At 41.8% G+C, this 19,027-nt stretch carries 18 protein-coding genes; all 18 read right to left on the bottom strand.

Annotated elements, in window-relative coordinates:
* Window positions 1–14 precede the first annotated feature (14 nt).
* Window positions 15–1,163, bottom strand: coding sequence for an outer membrane protein assembly factor BamB (gene bamB, locus E5Y90_RS02675; protein ID WP_174659332.1), 1,149 nt, complete (start codon window positions 1,161–1,163; stop codon window positions 15–17).
* Entirely contained in the window at window positions 1,160–1,858 is a 699-nt protein-coding gene (locus tag E5Y90_RS02670; RefSeq protein WP_174659331.1) for a YfgM family protein, read from the bottom strand. Before E5Y90_RS02670 ends, bamB begins: the two co-directional genes overlap by 4 nt.
* 30 nt (window positions 1,859–1,888) lie before the next feature.
* On the bottom strand, window positions 1,889–3,184 hold the full coding sequence (hisS, locus tag E5Y90_RS02665) for a histidine--tRNA ligase (RefSeq protein ID WP_174659330.1): 1,296 nt from the start codon (window positions 3,182–3,184) through the stop codon (window positions 1,889–1,891).
* Window positions 3,185–3,187: 3 nt separating this feature from the next.
* Window positions 3,188–4,309 (bottom strand): flavodoxin-dependent (E)-4-hydroxy-3-methylbut-2-enyl-diphosphate synthase, encoded by a 1,122-nt coding sequence (gene ispG, locus E5Y90_RS02660; RefSeq protein WP_151204110.1) that lies wholly within the window; start codon window positions 4,307–4,309, stop codon window positions 3,188–3,190.
* A 21-nt stretch (window positions 4,310–4,330) separates the two neighbouring features.
* Window positions 4,331–5,122: a helix-turn-helix domain-containing protein gene (locus E5Y90_RS02655; protein ID WP_174659329.1), complete on the bottom strand. Its 792-nt coding sequence runs from the start codon at window positions 5,120–5,122 to the stop codon at window positions 4,331–4,333.
* Window positions 5,113–5,886: a type IV pilus biogenesis/stability protein PilW gene (pilW, locus tag E5Y90_RS02650; protein WP_373688388.1), complete on the bottom strand. Its 774-nt coding sequence runs from the start codon at window positions 5,884–5,886 to the stop codon at window positions 5,113–5,115. The genes E5Y90_RS02655 and pilW overlap by 10 nt, the downstream gene beginning before the upstream one ends.
* A 41-nt stretch (window positions 5,887–5,927) precedes the next feature.
* Window positions 5,928–7,163 (bottom strand): 23S rRNA (adenine(2503)-C(2))-methyltransferase RlmN, encoded by a 1,236-nt coding sequence (gene rlmN / locus E5Y90_RS02645; protein WP_174659328.1) that lies wholly within the window; start codon window positions 7,161–7,163, stop codon window positions 5,928–5,930.
* Window positions 7,164–7,285: 122 nt separating this feature from the next.
* Entirely contained in the window at window positions 7,286–7,717 is a 432-nt protein-coding gene (gene ndk / locus E5Y90_RS02640; RefSeq protein ID WP_035265623.1) for a nucleoside-diphosphate kinase, read from the bottom strand.
* A 110-nt stretch (window positions 7,718–7,827) separates the two neighbouring features.
* The gene (gene iscX, locus E5Y90_RS02635) at window positions 7,828–8,028 is read right to left on the bottom strand and encodes a Fe-S cluster assembly protein IscX (protein ID WP_151204106.1); all 201 of its coding nucleotides are present in this window, start codon (window positions 8,026–8,028) and stop codon (window positions 7,828–7,830) included.
* 89 nt (window positions 8,029–8,117) lie between these two features.
* Window positions 8,118–8,669: a phosphatase PAP2 family protein gene (locus E5Y90_RS02630; RefSeq protein WP_151204105.1), complete on the bottom strand. Its 552-nt coding sequence runs from the start codon at window positions 8,667–8,669 to the stop codon at window positions 8,118–8,120.
* A gap of 18 nt (window positions 8,670–8,687) precedes the next feature.
* Window positions 8,688–9,968, bottom strand: a complete 1,281-nt coding sequence (locus E5Y90_RS02625; protein ID WP_174659327.1) for a glycosyltransferase family 4 protein — start codon at window positions 9,966–9,968, stop codon at window positions 8,688–8,690.
* Between the two features lie 245 nt (window positions 9,969–10,213).
* On the bottom strand, window positions 10,214–10,627 hold the full coding sequence (locus E5Y90_RS02620) for a hypothetical protein (RefSeq protein ID WP_174659326.1): 414 nt from the start codon (window positions 10,625–10,627) through the stop codon (window positions 10,214–10,216).
* Window positions 10,628–10,639: 12 nt separating this feature from the next.
* Window positions 10,640–12,967: a fimbria/pilus outer membrane usher protein gene (locus E5Y90_RS02615; protein WP_174659325.1), complete on the bottom strand. Its 2,328-nt coding sequence runs from the start codon at window positions 12,965–12,967 to the stop codon at window positions 10,640–10,642.
* Window positions 12,968–13,008: 41 nt separating this feature from the next.
* Complete coding sequence (locus tag E5Y90_RS02610) at window positions 13,009–13,710, bottom strand: molecular chaperone (protein ID WP_174659324.1); 702 nt, start codon at window positions 13,708–13,710, stop codon at window positions 13,009–13,011.
* Window positions 13,711–13,809: 99 nt separating this feature from the next.
* Entirely contained in the window at window positions 13,810–14,334 is a 525-nt protein-coding gene (locus E5Y90_RS02605; protein WP_151204100.1) for a DUF4402 domain-containing protein, read from the bottom strand.
* 869 nt (window positions 14,335–15,203) lie between these two features.
* Window positions 15,204–16,220, bottom strand: a complete 1,017-nt coding sequence (ilvC, locus tag E5Y90_RS02600) for a ketol-acid reductoisomerase (protein WP_151204099.1) — start codon at window positions 16,218–16,220, stop codon at window positions 15,204–15,206.
* Between the two features lie 107 nt (window positions 16,221–16,327).
* Window positions 16,328–16,819 (bottom strand): acetolactate synthase small subunit, encoded by a 492-nt coding sequence (gene ilvN, locus E5Y90_RS02595; protein WP_151204098.1) that lies wholly within the window; start codon window positions 16,817–16,819, stop codon window positions 16,328–16,330.
* A complete protein-coding gene (locus tag E5Y90_RS02590; protein ID WP_174659323.1) occupies window positions 16,816–18,543 on the bottom strand; it encodes an acetolactate synthase 3 large subunit in 1,728 nt (575 codons plus the stop codon). The genes ilvN and E5Y90_RS02590 overlap by 4 nt, the downstream gene beginning before the upstream one ends.
* Window positions 18,544–19,027: the final 484 nt, after the last annotated feature.

The raw sequence follows: 19,027 nt of genomic DNA, 5'->3' as shown, positions 1-19,027 counted from the left end.
TAAGGCAAGTAAAATTAACGATTCTGCCAGATGCTCAATGCACCCTTACGTGTCGACACATAGAGTTGATTGTCAATCACACGCAAAGTACGGACTTCCCCTGAAGTTTTGGCACGACCGACAATCTGTCCATTACGTGGATCGATCAGATGCAATACACCCTCCAGATCACCTACCACCAGCTCATTCCCCAGCATCACCGGGTTACTCAGCTGACGATTCAACAACTGGTCATTTTCCCAAAGCGGTTGGCCGGTGGTAATTTCATAGGCACTGATTTTACCATTGCTTTGTGCCACAAATACACCATTTCCGACCACTTCCGGACGTTGAATACTACTGGCATCTTCACTCCAGACCACCTGCTGTGAGGCCAGATCCAGTACCGTCACCTGGCCCTGATAGCTGGTGGTCACGACAAACTGTCCAGCCACCACAGGTTCACCATCAATATCCACCAGACGCTGGATATCTGAACGCCCATCCGACACAGCGACACGGCGCTGCATTTTCGGCACACCACTGATCGCGTCGATGACATAAATATAGGCATTAGCAGAGGCAATCAGGATATTACGTGCATCCAGAGGCACAGGAGCAGCCATACCACGTAAGCTGAACTGTACATTCGGCAGGTTATAGGTCCATACCTGTGTCCCAGTGGTGGCTTCATGCGCATACACCGTACCATCATTACTTACCGTAATGACACGTCCCGCATGAATCAGCGATGGTGCTAAAATGGCACCCGTCAACTGGGCAGTCCACTTTTGCTCACCTGTTTTCTGGTCCAGGGCCAGGAGCTTACCTTTGTTCGTGCCTACCACCACAATTCCGTCAGCGGCTTCTACACCTGCACTCAGAGAATCTTGCGCTACTTTTTTCTGCCAGACACGTTGCTTGCCATTAAATGCACTCACTTCACCCTTAGGGTCAATTGCAAAAATCAGCCCCTGGTCTGCACCCAGACGCAGACGCAAAGGATCTGCTGCTTCAGTGGCAGAAACATTGGTCGAAAACACCGGAACCAACGTTTTGGCCTGAGTCAATTTAGGCAATGGATTCGGTTTAACTTCTGGGGCTTTATTGGTTTTACCCGCACAGCCCGCAAGTGCAAGGGTCAAAACTGTCAAGGCACAGGTGATTTTATATGTTCTATTCATTCAGTTTCGTCCACTTGTGTTTCTATAATTGGGCGTTCAATCTCAGGATCATCAACCAGCACGCCTACGCTTTCAAGTTTCATTTGTAAAATTTGACGTTCTTCTTTGCGTTCCATTAATGCATCCCATGCACTTTGATATACTTTTTTAGCATTTTCAATATCATTTTTGGCAACATAAATATCACCACGCACTTCATCCGCAGTTGCCTTGAATGCCGGTTCAGTCACTGCATCTAATGTTTTAAGCGCAGCATCATATTTTTTCTGAGCCAGCTGTGCATAGGCCAGACGCAATTTCACCACCTGAATCAGACCTGCATCCTTGACCTTCGAGTTTTCAACTTTCTGCAAGGCCTTTTCAGCGGCAGCATAATCCTCTTTATCATAAGCCAGTTTTGCCATCACCAGCTGGGTCTGGATGGCCTGAGCAGAATCCGGAGCATCTTTGACAATTTTGTCCGCTGTTTCAGACAGCTTGGCAAATGCATCGCCATCCTGGGCTTGCGCGTCATCCATCAACTGCTGCACCTTAGCAGTCTGCATTTGTGCTTCTGCCAGGTTTTTCTTCTGCCAGTATTCCCATCCGAAAAAGGCAATCAACGCAATCAAAATCCCGGTAATGATTGAAGAACCATACTTTTTCGTAAAGGATTTCAAACTTTCAAGTTGATCATCATCACTCATTGCGCTCATGTGATTACCCTTTTCCTAATGTTTTATCGATTATTTTGAAGAAATTTTAATACTGAAAAATGCAACAAATTCAGCAAATGGCACATTCGTCTGCTCGGCAGTTGACAACTCCTTGACTGTAAAGCTCTGAGCTTCCAGCTCACGCTCACCGACGATCGCTGCATATAAGGCACCCGCCTGATCTGCCTTTTTCATTTGCGATTTCATTGAGCCTTGTGAGCCCACCTTTAAGCGAATCGCACTGCCTGTGGCTTCAAGCTGATCACGGATCTGTTCAGCCAGCACCAACGCTTTGCCCTGGGAGGCCGGATCAGCGACCAGAAATACTTCACAGTCACGTGTTGGCGTATTGTCTTCAACTTGCTCCAGCAGAAGCAATAAACGCTCTATACCCATCGCAAAACCGACTGCTGGGACAGACTGGTCTGCCTTGCCTTTCAACTGACCAACCAGACCATCATAACGGCCACCGGCACATACTGTACCTTGTGAACCCAAATGCGTTGTGGTCCATTCAAAGACTGTCTTATTATAATAGTCCAGACCACGTACCAGCTTTTGATTAATCACAAAGCTGATACCGGCTTCAGTCAAATACTGCTGTAGCTGATTAAAATGCGCCAGCGTGTCTTCACCCATAAAGTCGTGCAATTTTGGTGCATTTTCCAGAATTGACTGGGTCTTGGCATCTTTAGAATCCAGAATACGCAGCGGATTTGTACTTAAACGGCGCTGTGAATCTTCATCCAGATCGGTTTTATGAGCATCAAGGAATTCCACCAGTGCGGCGCGATATGCTGCCCGCTCATCCGATTCACCCAGCGTATTCAGTTCCAGCTGAACCTTGTCAGCTACCCCCATACGTTTCCATAAACGCGCTGTCATCAGGATCAGTTCGGCATCTATATCTGGGGTAGCTACACCAAAGGTTTCCACTCCAAACTGATGGAACTGGCGGTAACGGCCTTTTTGCGGTTTTTCATAGCGGAACATCGGTCCAATGTACCATACACGCGGTGCTGCACCGCGCAACAGGTTATGCTCCAGCATGGCACGGACACAACCTGCTGTTCCTTCAGGACGCAAGGTCAATGACTCAGGCGGATTTCCCTTGTCCAAAAAGGTGTACATTTCTTTTTCAACAATATCCGTGGCATCACCAATAGAACGCTTGAACAGATTGGTCTGCTCAACCATCGGCAAACGGATTTGTTGATAGCCATACGTATCCATCAAGCTTGATAGATGCTGTTCAAGACGTCTCCAAGCCGGGGTTTGCGCTGGGAGAATGTCATTAAAACCTTTGATTGCGACGATTGAACTCATGATCTACTCAGAAAAACCTGTGCGAATAATCTCTTTGGATTTAGCTTTTTCAAGCTCGGAAACACGTTGACGAACCATTGCTTCGATTTCATCAACCAGTTGATTTGTGTCAATTAAATGGCTTTTTTCACCATTACGGTACACCAGTGAACGTGGACTTGCACCCACTACACCAATATCGGCTTCTTTGGCCTCACCTGGACCATTGACCTTACAGCCGATAACCGAAACATCCATTGGTACGCGCACATCTTCCAGACGCTCTTCCAGAACCTGCATGACCTTGATCACATTAAATTCTTGACGTGAGCAGCTTGGACAGGCAATAAAGTTAATGCCGTTAGAACGCAGACTGAGTGATTTTAAAATATCAAAGCCGATTTTAATTTCTTCTTCAGGCTCTGCCGCCAGGGAAATTCGCATAGTGTCACCAATGCCTTCCATCAGCAGGCCACCGAGGGCAATCGCGGATTTCACTGAACCGGTACGATAAATACCCGCTTCAGTCACTCCCAGATGCAGCGGGTTATCAATTTGCTGCGACAGCAAACGGTACGCATCCATGGTTAAGAAGACATTGGAGGCTTTAACCGAAACTTTGAATTCCTGAAAGTCGAGACGATCCAGAATGTCGATATGGCGCATCGCAGATTCAAGCAAAGCCTGACCCGTCGGTTCGCCATATTTCTTTTGAATATCTTTTTCCAGAGAACCGGCATTTACCCCGATTCGCATGGAAATATCATGATGCTTTGCAGCAGCCACCACCTCACGGATTTTGGCTTCAGAACCGATATTTCCCGGATTGATACGCAGACAGTCCGCCCCATAGTCTGCAACCGCAAGGGCAATCTTATAGTCAAAGTGAATATCAGCAACCAAAGGCACACTGACCTGCTTGCGGATTTCGCCAAAGGCGATTGCGGCCTCCATGGTCGGCACAGATACACGCATAATATCCGCACCCACATCCACACACCGCTGGATTTGTGCAACGGTCGCATCCACATCACAGGTTTCAGTATTGGTCATTGACTGAATACTGATAGGGGCATCCCCCCCCACATAGACAGAACCCACACGGATTTTACGTGTTGAACGACGCTGAATTGGATTAATAATCATTCTTTCGACCTACTCTCACCCTTAACGTGACAAACGGAATTCTGCTTTTCCGTTCACGGTATATGGAGACAATGAAATACTTTCATTATTTAAACTGAGTGATACGGCAGTGGCATCATCCAGACGAATCTGAAATGGCGACTCACCACTAAGCTGCAAGGTGGAAGCTTGACGGCCAGTCGCCAGTACCTTTCCAGTGGAATCCACGATATGAACCGAGGTTGGACGCTGAAAATCCAGTTTTAACTGGTCGCCCATCATGGCTGTGCCATTATCCAGATTTAGAACTTCAATATGAGAAGAGGGGTCTGCGGCAATTTCACTGTCATCCTGGCTGTTATTGCTGGACCAGTTTTGTATGATCGTCGTCAATACCCCCAGAATCACCAGTACCGTCAAGGCAATCAAAATGCGCTTTAACCATTTACGGTTACGATCACGCTTCGAACCCGGAAGTTTCCCCATAATTTTGATCGGAGAATTATTCAGGGCATGATTGGGCAGCAGGCCGGTATCATTCGTATAAATTTCATCAAAACGCTGGATGATGCTAGAAGCATCTACCCCCAGAAACTTGGCATAGATACGATAATAGCCCTTAATAAAAGTGGCTTCAGGCAAAGACTTGTAGTCATCCTGCTCAAGCGCAGTCAGGGTTTTTACCGGAATATTCAGCTCATTGGCTGCATCGTCCAGATCGCATTGCTGATTGATACGAATCTGACGCAAGTACTCACCTGGACGTTGAACATTTCCTAACGCGTTTGGAGCTACGCTCGAATGATTCGATGGTGAATTAGGATTTACTTCCATACGGCCTCAGTACTGTACTGTAATTGCAAATAACGTTGGTATTCCTGGCTTTCAGGAAAGAGTGCACGCAATTGATTAACCAATACCTGCATTCCTAGCCGATCACCATTGGCACGCGCGGTACGAATGCCAATCCAGAGTGCGCGGGCACTCTGATTTTTCTGTCCCACCCCACGCACAAAATGTTCATACATTTGTGTCGCTGCCGGGAACTGCTGGTTCAGATAAAAAATTTCTGCCAACTCTAACATTGATATATACGAATCGCGATTAGCCTGTAGCGCCTGTTTGAATGTTTTTTCAGCATTCACAACATCGCCAGTTTTCAGATAAATACGGCCCATATTCTCTAGGGCACGAAATCGCTGATCATACCCTAAAGTTGCACCCGCAATTTTAAACTGCTCAATCGCATCATTATAGCGCCCAAGCTGATATAAATAGGTACCGTAATTATTTCGCGCCTGTGCATTTTTCGGGTCTGCGGAAATGGCACGCTTGAAATAAGTCTCGGCTTTTTCCAGATTGAGTGGACTGCCTTCCTGCTGAAGCAGCACACCCATCATCATGTTGGCCTGAGAATCACGCGAATTGCTTTCCAGTGCCTGATCGAGCGCACGTTTTGCTGAATCCAGATCACCTGATTTAAGATATTCTGCCGCCAATTGTGTACGGACTTTAGTGGCTTTTTCCGGGTCTTTCTGACCCAGTTCTGGCGTTTGGCACGCGGTTAACCCCCAAAACCCACACAGCACTGAAATCAAAGCAAGTTTGGATGTCAGATTATTCAATTGGCGACCTCTTGTTATCCTTGTGAGCGCATAATCTCATTTGATTGCGCAATTTTCTTTTTCCACTGCTCCGCTCGGCGGGTACGGTCAGCAACCTGTCCGACCAGCTGTCCACACGCAGCATCAATATCATCGCCACGCGTCTGACGAATCGTACACACAAAACCGGCATCAGACAAAGTTTTTTGGAAAGAAATAATCCGGTTACGGCTAGAACGGCCGTATGGCGCATGCGGAAATGGATTAAATGGAATCAAATTGATCTTGCTTGGAAGGTTCTTCAACAATTTAATCATCTGTTGCGCATGTTCAGGATGGTCATTCACCCCATCCAGCATCACATATTCAATCGTCACGTGTTTACGCGAACTTTCATTACCATCTTTGGCAATGTAACGCTGACAGGCGGCAATCAATTGTTCAAGTGGATATTTTTTATTGATCGGTACCAACTCATTACGCAGTTCATCATTTGGTGCATGCAATGAAATCGCTAGGGCCACATCAATATCTTTCACCATCTGATCAATTTTTGGCACTACACCTGAAGTTGATAAAGTCACGCGACGTTTGGACATACCATACGCAAAGTCATCCAGCATCACTCGCATCGAGTTAAGTACGGCATCGTAGTTCAGCAATGGCTCGCCCATGCCCATCATCACCACGTTCGTGACCGAACGCTCACGCTCAAGTACAGGCACATCTTCCATATAGGAATAGTTGGCCATCCACAGCTGACCGATGATTTCTGCCTGAGTCAAATCACGCTGAAAACCCTGTTTGCCGGTGGAACAAAAAGAACAGTCCAAAGCACAGCCCACTTGGGATGAAATACACAAGGTACGTCGTAAACCGCTACGATGTTCTGCCGGAATCAATACCGTCTCGACCAGAGAACCGTCACCGTCGCCCACACGGAATACCCATTTACGGGTGCCATCTTTGGAATAGTTTTTATGCACCACTTCTGGCGCTTTAATTTCACAAATCTTTTCCAGTTTTTCACGTAGCTTGCCTGAGATATTGGTCATCTCGGCAAAATCTGTTACAAAAAACTGGTGAATCCATTTCATCACCTGTCCGGCACGGAACTTCTTCTCGCCCAGATCTTCGAAGAATTTTTCCATTTGTGGACGTGACATGCCAAGTAAGTTCACTTTTTCCACAGAATTTTGCTGTGCAGGAGTGGACAGAGATTGTTGCTGGGCATCAGAAACTGCTGATGTAGCGACCACGTCAGTACTCATGTGTATTACCTAAACCATGTCTAAAGATGAAAGGAGAAGCTCAATATCTGAGCAAAAAATTATTCAGAGAATAAAAAAACCAGATAAGTATAATAACACTTATCTGGTTTGAATACTGCGTATTAACGCGTACGTGGAGCAATCTCAGTTTGCGCGAAGAAGTAGTTCACTTCACGATCAGCAGATGCTACAGAGTCAGAACCGTGAGCAGCGTTTTCGTCGATGCTTACAGCGAAGTCTGCACGGATAGTACCAGGAGCAGCTTCTTTAGGGTTTGTTGCACCCAGAATGTCACGGTGAGCAAGAACAGCGTTTTCGCCTTCAAGAACTGAAACAACCACTGGACCAGAAGTCATGAATGCAACCAGGTCAGCAAAGAAACCACGTTCTTTATGCTCAGCGTAGAAGCCTTCAGCTTCAGCTTGAGTCAAGTGTTTCATTTTAGTTGCAACGATTTTAAGACCCGCTTTTTCAAAACGAGCAAAAATATCACCAATGTGGTTTTTAGCAACTGCGTCTGGTTTTACAATAGATAATGTACGTTCAATAGCCATGATCGGCTCCTTAAGTCAATTGTTGACATGAAATTTTGCCGCATTATACCGAATAATGGACTTGTTTCTTCGTTTCAGAGGTAAAAATTTTACTTTTTTCAAGCCAGCAATTAACGGGCTTCGTCAATCCATGCCATTTGAATGCCTTCCAAAAGGCCTTCGGTCGATTTATTCGGGTCATCTTCAAAATCAGGCAGTGCACAAATCCAGGCATGCAGATCGGTAAAGCGAACCCATTGCGGATCAACATCCGGATGCGCTTCATACAATTCAATCGCGATATCGAGGGTATCTGTCCAACGTAAACCCATATCTATTCCTAAGCATATCTAGTGTGATGCTGTACTTTAGCAAATCTGCAAAATTCTGCGAGCCTTTCGCCGGGCTTCTGCTTGATTTTTTACAACACAATATTTAAAAATGGCGCCATACATACAATCGCCATTGCCAGCACGCCACCAAGTAAGGCCCCTACCACCACATCGCTTGGATAATGCAGCCCCAGCACCATGCGGGACAAAGCCACCAAAATGGTAAAGGGCAGCATCAGAAACAGTAATGCAGGCACCACATAACCCAGTACCACCGTAGCCATTACAGCATGTAGGGTATGGCCTGAAGGAAAGCTAAAATGATCCAGCGGATGTTCGCCCAAGCGGATCACCTGATGCACCTGATAGGGACGCGGCCGTACCGTCTTGGTTTTAAGGACTTTATAAATTAAAGTTCCTACCGTACTACCTAAAACCAGATAGATAATTTGCAGGCTATATATCAAGCCCTGTACGATCCAAACACTCAACACCATCAGATACCAGAAAATCCCATCTCCAAGGCGGCTGACGATTTTAAAAAAGGTGGTAATACGCTCCGAACGGGAAAAATGATTAAGATAAACACAGCCTTTTAAATCAATTTCCAAAAACTTGAGTTTTGCATTTTGAAATTTCATTGTAGAGCTCTTATTGTTTTATGCCCTGTATTTTTCAGGTTGAACCACCGAATACAAGGCTTGTTCAAATTGATACACTGGATATTGCCAGCCAACTTCTTCAGCTTTTTGACGTGCCAGACTCCCCATCTGTTGTAGACAGAGCAGATCTGGCAGCTCAAGCATATTCTGTATAAAAGCTTGCTGGTTTCCACGTGCACTTAAATAACCTGTTTGACCATGCCGGATATGTAAATGCGCACAGGCATAATCATACGCAATCACTGGCAGACCACTTGCCATTGCCTCTAAAACCACATTACCGAAGGTTTCGACCTGACTGGCAAAACAAAATACATCTGCACTGGCATAAGCCTGTGATAATTTTTGACCCGACAAACTTCCTGTAAAAATAACACTTCCATCCTGATTAAGCCGCTCCAACCTAGCCCGATCAGGTCCATCGCCTACGATGACCAGACGTATATTCTGCTGATACAGCTGGCGCATTCTCAAATACACCTGAATCAAGACATTCACCTCTTTTTCTGGTGAAAGCCTGCCTACATAGAGCATCACGCGAGTCGTGGCAGAGACACCCCAAGCATAACGCAATTCGGGTGAGCGCCACTTTGGTGAAAATGTATCCGTATCGACACCACGGCCTACAACAGCAAGCCGGCAAGTGACCCCAAAATCGGTCAGGGCTTGTGCCGTTTCCTGACTAGGCACACATGTCAGAGCAGTATTGTTATGAAACCACTTTAAATAATTCTGGATCGGTTTAACCAGAAAAGCCAAATCAAAGAAACGGCTAAAATCCTGAAAGGAGGAATGAAATCCACTCGATACCGGGATTCCCTGCAGCTTTGCCACTTGCTGAGCCACCAACCCCAAAGGACCTTCCGTCACAATATGCACCAGATCCGGATAAAAATCCTCAACTGCCTGATAAATTTTTAAAAATTGAGGCCGACCAAACTGTAGATGTGCATATCGGGGAATATGATGCGCCTTGACCAGACATTCAGCATAGGCTTTGAATTCACTACAGGTTTTTTGTTGTTCTGGGCGAATCAATAAGATTTTATGGCCTTGCTTTTGTAAACCTTTACAAAGCTGTAGCAATGAATGTGCCACCCCATTAATTTCTGGTGGCCAGGTTTCGGTCACAATGGCAATTTTTAGGCGGGGACATACCAGACTCTCCAAGGCAGTTTTATAGGGACTGACCGGTCTGCGCTGACCTTTCAAATCAAACTGGATTTTATGAAGAACTGGTCGCTGTTTTAATAATTCTGAGATGGAAGTTTGTGACATCCCGCACCTGTCTAGTTATATTTTTCATTCAGCATAGAAACCGCATATGACTACTTGATGAATCATGAGGCTCAAATACAGTTCCATAACAATATTCATCACTGCCTGTTCAGAGGATGGAATTAAGTGAATATCTGCTTAGACACCAGATACTCACTTACCACGGGTGTCCATTTAGAGTCCTCTCAAGTCTTTCCGGTTTTAGTATCGTCATCAGCTTATTTTTATATTCAAACTCTTAGCATTTAAAAATCGATATCTACTGAGATCTGATCCTGATAATGACCCGCAGGAACACCATTATAAGGATTATCCACCAGTTGAACCGAGACTATATACTTCTGTCTTTGTGTAGGGTTCTGTTTTAATCTCACTCCCCACAAACTACTATTGGCACCACTTAAATTTAATTTAGTTCTTAATTTATAAGGACCATTAGATACATAACTCATGCCGTCCGGACTGATTAAATTCTGACTATTAAATAAAATAGAATAACTGGTATCACATGAAATATTAAAGGAGGTAGCAGCCTGGCTACGCTGATAGCTGGCTAGACGTAATTCTGAATTACTAAAACCATCTATTGAACAATATTTTGCTGCTTCTGTAATTGCACTAACCGATAGGGCGATTATTAATAAAAAGAGTTTTTTCATTTTCTTCTACTCCTACTCACATATAGCTTCTAAAACTTGTTGGTTTGAATTTTGGAACTGATTTTCATTAAGAGTAAATTGGGCCTGGCACTGTTTTCCTCCTTGAGTTTTGACTTTAAGGTTATAGGATCCAGCTTTAAACAAATAGAGATAGACAATACCCTGACTATCCACAAAAGAAGGTTCGCCACTTAAACCATCGACCAGGACTTCAGAACCGATAATTAAATTATTTTGTTGAATATCTTTGATTTTTACCGCAATACGCTTGGTTTTATGAACAGGGAAATTAAACTTATAACCGCGCTGGTCCAATGCAATGAGTTTTTTTGAAGAATATTCAAAAGTTTCATCCATGGCCAACTGATTCTGGTCAAAAGAAATATCGTAATGAATATAAGGAATAATGTCATGGATAAAGATATAACCTTTATCATTGGTATGGCCAGCGAGTGTTGCTGAACGATAAATATCAAGATTTGGATGCTGATCGACATTGACCAGAGCAAAAGCATTATATGCATATTTAGTTAATGCAACTTTATTACCCAACCAGACCAGAGCTCCTTCAAATAAGGCTTGTGAATTACGTCGATCTTCAAATTCATCATGTGATAACTGTAAATTACCGATACTCGTTTTCCATAAGCCATATGCATTATAATTTACTTCATCATCGCTACGATTAACGCCTAAAACATAATCAAAACCATTTTGAGTCATCGTCCTATGACTATAACTTAAACTCGTTTCATTATTTTCAGTATCATGATCAAGATAGATTTGTCCTTTGTCTCCCCAATCATAATTAAATGCAATATTAAAACCCTGATCGCCACCTTCACCAAAATCTTTAAAGAAACCAAAGTCTGAATACAGATTTTTTGTTAATCTTTTTGTTGCTCTAATATCAATAATTTGACGGTCATTATCAAAGCCTTGATCATTATAGTAAGACTGATAAATGTAGTTAAATCCCACCCCATCAACAATTTTTAAATTAAAAAAATTAAAATTTAAGGCACTTGAAGTTTTAATACTAGAATCATACAGATCATTGCTCAAATATTTATATTCTTCAGTAAAGTATCGGCTATTCAGGCTATAAGACCAATTTTTAAAACTTCGACTTAATACTAATGAGGCAGCATACCCTTGTTCCTCCTCTTCCTTCGCTTCACTCACTGAAAATGCAGTATCCAAGACAAAATACTTACTCACTCCTTGTGTCCATAAAAAGTCAAAGTTAATTGTTTCTTCACTATATAGAAGATCTCCCCCTAATGTGGTAGAGGAAGTAATACCTCGTCGAAAAAATACTTTTGTAAAAAAGTCACGATAATCATCATCGACATAATCATAATTATATCTCAGCTTCCCTAAGGAAATATTATATTCATTTAGTTTTGGTTTTAATAAGCGACTATTGATATAAATTGGGAAACTTTGAACAGTGCGGTTACCTAGAATATCTTCTACCACCACTTGAGCATCACCAGCCTGATTAAAAATTGCACCTGCAGGTAGGTTATAATTTCCAGGTGTAATAGAATCTCGATAAAGCCTTATCCCATTAATATATAAATCAATGGTTGAAGGTAAGCTTGCGCTGCCATTTAAAGTAGGAGTGTTCCAGTATACGAAGTCTGGCCGATCTGTATAATTGGTTCCAAAACTTAATCCTCCAAACCGGAATGAATTATTAAGCGCATTATAACGACTAGTTGTATCACCTAAAGTTAGGCTTAGAAACTTTTCAGGAAACTCAATATCTAAGGTACTATTTACCCGTAAAAACTGCTGTTCAAACTCTTCGGGATCTTTACGGTACAAAAAAGCATTTTTGAACAACCAGTAATCTTTAAATATACCAACTTCTGAAAACGTATTAAATTCCTGATCTTCTTCATCTCTATTATAAAATAAACTGTAGTTTACGAAGCCTCCAAAATTTGCTTTTTCAGGTGCTGCTACTTCCAAGTCATAAGCAGTTTCCTGGAAATAATTTGAAGGAAAATTAATTTTTATTGCTTGTAAGCTATGGTCATCTTCAAATATAACATCTGGCTGATTTAATAAACAAAAGTCTTTTTTAGTTAAATGGTGTTGAAATCCCTCAATTCGAATCCCAATTTTATTTAAAGCTTCACACTCTATAAATCTTTTTCCACCTTCTATAAAGGTAGTTGTTTCAGTATTATAATCCAGCCCATTCACCCATATATTTACAATAAAAATTTCCACATTTTCTTTCTGATCTACCTGTTGATTATCTATTGCATTTGTATTTGTTACACCCATACCACACACTATCATTATGAGAATTTTAGTAGCTTTCATAGTATTATCCTTTTACTATTTTTATTCTCTTTAGACCAGCTTTATCCTTTTACAGGAAACTCTAAGTATCCATATTCCTCAACCTTTACTTTTAATTTTAGTTCGCTATTGTTATTCTCAAAGTCACCCAAGTTATACCTAATCTTATTTCCACTTAGGATATACAAAGTCAAATCTTTTTTAAAAACTTCTTTATTTTTATTATCCAATACAACTACCTCAGTAATTTTTGCATGAGATTTTGCTGTATTATCAATATTCAAGTATGCTGAGTTATTTGTTTTTTCTAACTTTATATCAAGTTGAGGCGGCAGTTGCTCTCCAGCAAATAATGGTAATGAAAAATTAAACAAAAAGTTAATATTGGATTTATTTTCAATAGGAGTGACTTCCTTAAAAACAACTCTCCATGATTCTTGTTTTTTTAAATGTAAGGGAGGCTGGCTAAAGCCAATTCTCACAAGCTGCTTGCTTTCAGGCTTTAATTCAAATGTTTTTGGATTAAATAATAAAGTATTATCTTCTACTAAAATATCCTCTCCCTGTTCATCTTGTGTCCATTTAAATGCATTAATTTCAAAAATTTTTGAACTTGCAACCCCACTACTTTCTACACTGATAGTCGTACTTTTCTGTTTCTTAAAATCCTGAATATAAAGTTGTATAGGAGTAAATCTTATTCCTGCAAACAAAGAAGTACTTACTAAGAATAATAAAAAAAATCCTATAATTTTTTTATTCATATTTAACTCCAATTCCATGCAATATAATTTTTATTAAAATAGGAGATGCTTTCCACATCTCCTATTCATTACTTTACATAAGAAATTTTTTTCTTATTATTAGAATTTTACCGCTACAATATAGTTACCGGTATAATTTCCTGCATCTGCATTATCAATAGCGTTACTTGTTACAAGAGCTTTAACATTAAAGCGAACATCTGCATTACCAGTACTTGGTAAAGTAGAACCAGTGTAATCAGAACCTGCTCCATCTTGACGTGTAGTAACCGCAACTGGTACTGAACCTGCGCTACCCGCTAAAGTTGCTGGCGCACTAATGAGTAGGCTATAGCCTGCATTGGTACGTACATCGAAATGTCCATTTGCTGAATAATCACCACCTGGTGTGCCTGCCAATGTCATTGTGGACGTTCCAATATCTAGATCACAATGGCGATCTACTTTCAAATCGATTTTAATTTTTCCGTCACATTTATCTCCACATCCATGTTTACCCGGTTTGTGTGGTTTAGTTGGTTTAGGGCCTGGTCTTGCTTCAAGCTCATTTGCATATGCGGCTGTTGAACCAAAACCAACGCTTAATACTAATGCTGCCAGTGCTGCCTGAGTCGTTTTTTTCATGTCTTTCTCCATTCTTTTAAAAAGAATATTTTTGTTTATTTGGTCTCACGGTGAGTAAAAGACTCTTATTCTTATGAGCAAAACTACTTACCGTTTTTTTATCTTATTATCATTCGTTTGAAAACATACAAAAATAATACTATTCACAATAATATATTTATTTCGTAGGGATATTTATAAAAACATTATTAGGAGACATAAAATTATAGAGATAGCTAATTAATACCACAGTTGTTACAAATTGTTTTCAATAATTACTTAAAATTTAATATAATCTACCTCCCAATATAATTAACACAAGTAACTGAAATACAATAAATTCTTAATAAAAGTAAATTATTACTAAAAGTTTCCCAAATTACACTTCTTAACAAATTGTAGGGAAAAATCATATTTATCTCTCACTTTTTCTTATATTTTTCACACTACATCACACTTTATCTAGAATTTATTTGTTTTTATCGCGTAATCTATCTTTTAATTTCTAAGCTATTTAAAATTTCTTATTCTTGAGCTTTTAAAATCAATCCCTTTATTTAACTATATTGTGAATATTATCTTATTGTTTTAAATAATCTGTTAAGGCTCTAATTAAATCGATATTCACATGATAATTTATTTAATCTACTCCTATATTAAATAAACACCAGATAACTTAAATCCCCTGTCCATCAATATTTATTATTTAACTCCAGACCCTAAGCCTTTTACTTTTACACTTTTATTTACTCCCGCTTTAACTAGCACTCTAAAAATAATTTAAAAAAAAACTAGCTTTTTTTCATTTCTTATAACTGAAAACTTAAAATAATAAATAAAAAAACCCGCTCAATTCGAGCAGGTTTTTTTATTCAATCAGAAGATAAAAATTAATTCTTTTCTTTATCAACGATTTTGTTTGCTTGAATCCATGGCATCATTGCACGTAACTTGTTACCTGTCACTTCAATACCATGTGCAGCATTTTGACGACGGCGTGCAGTCATAGACGGATAGTTCAATGCACCTTCCTGGATGAACATCTTCGCATACTCACCCGACTGAATACGTTTAAGCGCATTACGCATTGCTTCACGAGACTGTTCGTTGATCACTTCAGTACCCGTTACATATTCACCGTACTCAGCGTTGTTAGAAACCGAGTAGTTCATATCTGCGATACCGCCTTCGAACATAAGGTCAACAATCAGCTTAAGTTCATGTAGACATTCAAAGTATGCCATTTCTGGTGCATAACCCGCTTCAACCAGAGTTTCAAAACCCATTTTAACCAGTTCAACAGCACCACCACACAGAACCGCTTGCTCACCGAACAAGTCAGTTTCAGTTTCTTCACGGAATGAAGTTTCGATAATACCTGTACGACCACCACCTACGCCTGAAGCATAAGAAAGTGCTACGTTACGCGCATTACCAGAAGCATCTTGGTGAATGGCGATAAGGTCAGGAACACCTGAACCACGTTGGTATTCAGAACGTACAGTGTGACCTGGTGCCTTAGGCGCAACCATGATTACGTCTAAATCAGCACGTGGAACCACTTGGTTATAAAGCACAGAGAAACCATGAGCGAATGCTAAAGTAGCACCTTGCTTAATGTTTGGTTCAATGACGTCACGGTAAAGTTGTGATTGGAACTCATCCGGAGTCAAGATCATCACTACGTCAGCTTGTGCTACAGCAGCAGGAACTTCAGCAACTTTAAGACCAGCATTTTCAGCTTTTTTCCAAGAAGTAGAACCTGCACGCAGACCTACAGTTACATCAACGCCAGAATCTTTCAGGTTAAGCGCGTGCGCATGGCCTTGTGAACCATAACCAATGATCGCTACTTTTTTGCTTTGGATGATAGATAAATCACAGTCTTTATCGTAAAAAATTTGCATTGCTGTCTCCACTTGAATGCTTATGCTTCCTTTGACCTCAGCCAATGATCTTATTCGTATTCATTGACTGAGATTCTCATTTCACAATGAGTAGAATATGTTAAAAATTAGATAGTTAGAACTTTTTCGCCACGCGCAATGCCAGATACACCTGAACGAACCACTTCCAGAATGGTATTTTCTGCCAAGGCATCAATAAACGCATCAACTTTTTCAGTCGTACCCGCCACTTGAATGGTATAGGTCGTTGGTGTGACATCGACCACCTGACCACGGAAAATATCAGCTGTACGCTTGATTTCGTCACGCGATGAACCCAGTGCTTTGACTTTAATCAGCATGAGTTCACGTTCGATGTGTGCACCTTCAGACAGGTCTACAACTTTAACCACCTCAACCAGCTTGTTCAGCTGCTTGGTAATTTGTTCAATCTTGTGGTCATCACCATATGTAGTGAGCGTTAGACGTGAAAGCGTTGGATCTTCAGTCGGTGCCACATTCAAGGTTTCAATGTTATAGCCGCGCTGAGAAAACAGGCCAACCAAACGTGAAAGTGCGCCCGCTTCGTTCTCTACGAGTACAGAGATAATATGTCTCATGACGTGCGCTCCCCTTTTGATAACCACATATCTTGCATCGACTGACCCGCAACCAACATCGGATAGACGTGTTCACTACGGTCAACCATTACGTTAATAAATACGCATTTGTCGTTAATTGCCATGGCTTCAGCAAGCTTCGATTCAAGCTCATCTGCATGATCAATTTGAATCCCGACATGGCCATAAGCTTCCATTAACTTGGCAAAGTCAGGCAAAGACTCTACATAGGAGCTGGAATGACGACCTTCATAGTTCATATCCTGCCACTGCTTCACCATACCCAAGGCACGGTTGTTCAGACATAAAATCTTCACGTTCAGCCCATACTGCTTACAGGTTGAAAGCTCCTGGATACACATCTGAATAGAGGCTTCACCCGTAATACACACCACTTGCTGATCCGGGAATGCAAGCTTTGCAGCCATCGCATAAGGAAGACCAACACCCATGGTGCCCAAGCCGCCTGAATTGATCCATTGACGTGGACGCTTGTAGCGGTAGTGCAATGCACCAAACATCTGGTGCTGACCAACGTCAGAGGTAATGATCGCTTCACCGTTGGTGATCTTGTCTAAAGCACGTACCACCTGTTGCGGTTTCATCGAACCATCAGTCGGTACATCAAACTTCAGGCAGTTGACCTGGCGCCACTCATCAATCTGTTTCCACCATGCCGCAATTGCTTCAGGATTTGGCTTGGAAACATTCATCTGTTTCAACTGGTTCAACATTTCTGTCAATACCGGCTCTACCGCACCCACGATTGGAATATGGGCCATGATAGTTTTTGAAATAGTCGCCGGGTCAATATCAATATGAATGACTTTGGCATTTGGACAGAACTTCGCCGGGTTATTGGTTACACGGTCATCGAAACGCGCACCCACACACAGAATCACGTCTGCATTATGCATGGTCATGTTCGCTTCATAAGTTCCGTGCATCCCGAGCATGCCGACAAACTGTGGATCATCGCCAGGGAAAGCCCCTAAGCCCATCAGCGTATTCGTGACCGGGAAGCCCAGCAAATGGGCAAGTTCAGTCAATTGCGCCGAAGCATTGCCCTGAACCACGCCTCCACCCGAGTAAATAATCGGGCGTTTAGCATGAAGCAGCTCGTCAATCGCTTTACGGATTTGTCCGGTATGACCGCGATAAGGCGGCTGATACGAACGCATCTTCACTTTTTCAGGATATTCGTAAGCAAATTTCTCCGCGGGATTGGTCGCATCTTTTGGAATATCTACAACCACTGGACCTGGACGGCCACTCGCTGCGATATAAAATGCTTTTTTGATAATCGCAGGAATTTCGCTTGCATGGCGTACCTGAAAGCTGTGCTTCACGATCGGACGGGAAATACCCACCATATCGGTTTCCTGGAAAGCATCTTCACCGATGAGATGGCTTGCAACCTGACCCGACAAAATCACCATTGGGATTGAGTCCATATAGGCTGTTGCAATTGGTGTGACGGTATTGGTTGCACCTGGGCCTGAAGTGACCAGCACTACACCTGTTTTACCCGTTACGCGCGAGTAAGCATCGGCCATGTGACCGGCAGCCTGTTCATGACGTACGAGATAATGATTGACTTTTTCCTGTTGAAAGAGCGCATCGTAAATATGCAGTACTGCGCCGCCTGGGTATCCAAAAACATGTTCAACGCCTTCATCCGCTAATGCGCGAACAAGCATTTCACCACCAGATAAAAGTTCCAACGTGATTCACCCTAATATTATTCACTGCACAAATGGGAGGCATTTGCAGTGTTTCATTTGTTAACTGTCTGCACTGTTATAGCACACAAATTTCATAGTTTTCATAGCAATAGGAAAAAAATCTGATCTTCTTGCTGTTCGAGCAATACAAGATCTAAAACATGTTGGGGTAAACATATTTTGTTGGCTTTGTTCAATTTCTCGGCTAGAAAAATTGCCCATTGCATGACATGACACTTATTCGAAGGGTGATCGATTTAAGGCATATAAAACTATTGCAGCATTCTTGTGTTTTCAGACTCTAAAGTCAAGTTTTAAACACGCTCTCTCTTCCTACTTTTTGACCTGATTTGCTGGTTTTACGTACAATTTAGTCTTGGATTTTTTGTACAGTTCTTACCGATCTAGAAAATATTTATCATTTTCATATTGTTATCTCTTTAATTTTATAAATTTTTAATATGCATTACATAAGAAAAAAGAA

The organism is Acinetobacter sp. 10FS3-1 (assembly GCF_013343215.1).
Taxonomy (GTDB): Bacteria; Pseudomonadota; Gammaproteobacteria; order Pseudomonadales; family Moraxellaceae; genus Acinetobacter; species Acinetobacter lwoffii_C.
The sequence above is the reverse complement of the archived record's forward strand: the minus strand, read 5'-3'. Positions and strand labels throughout refer to the sequence as shown.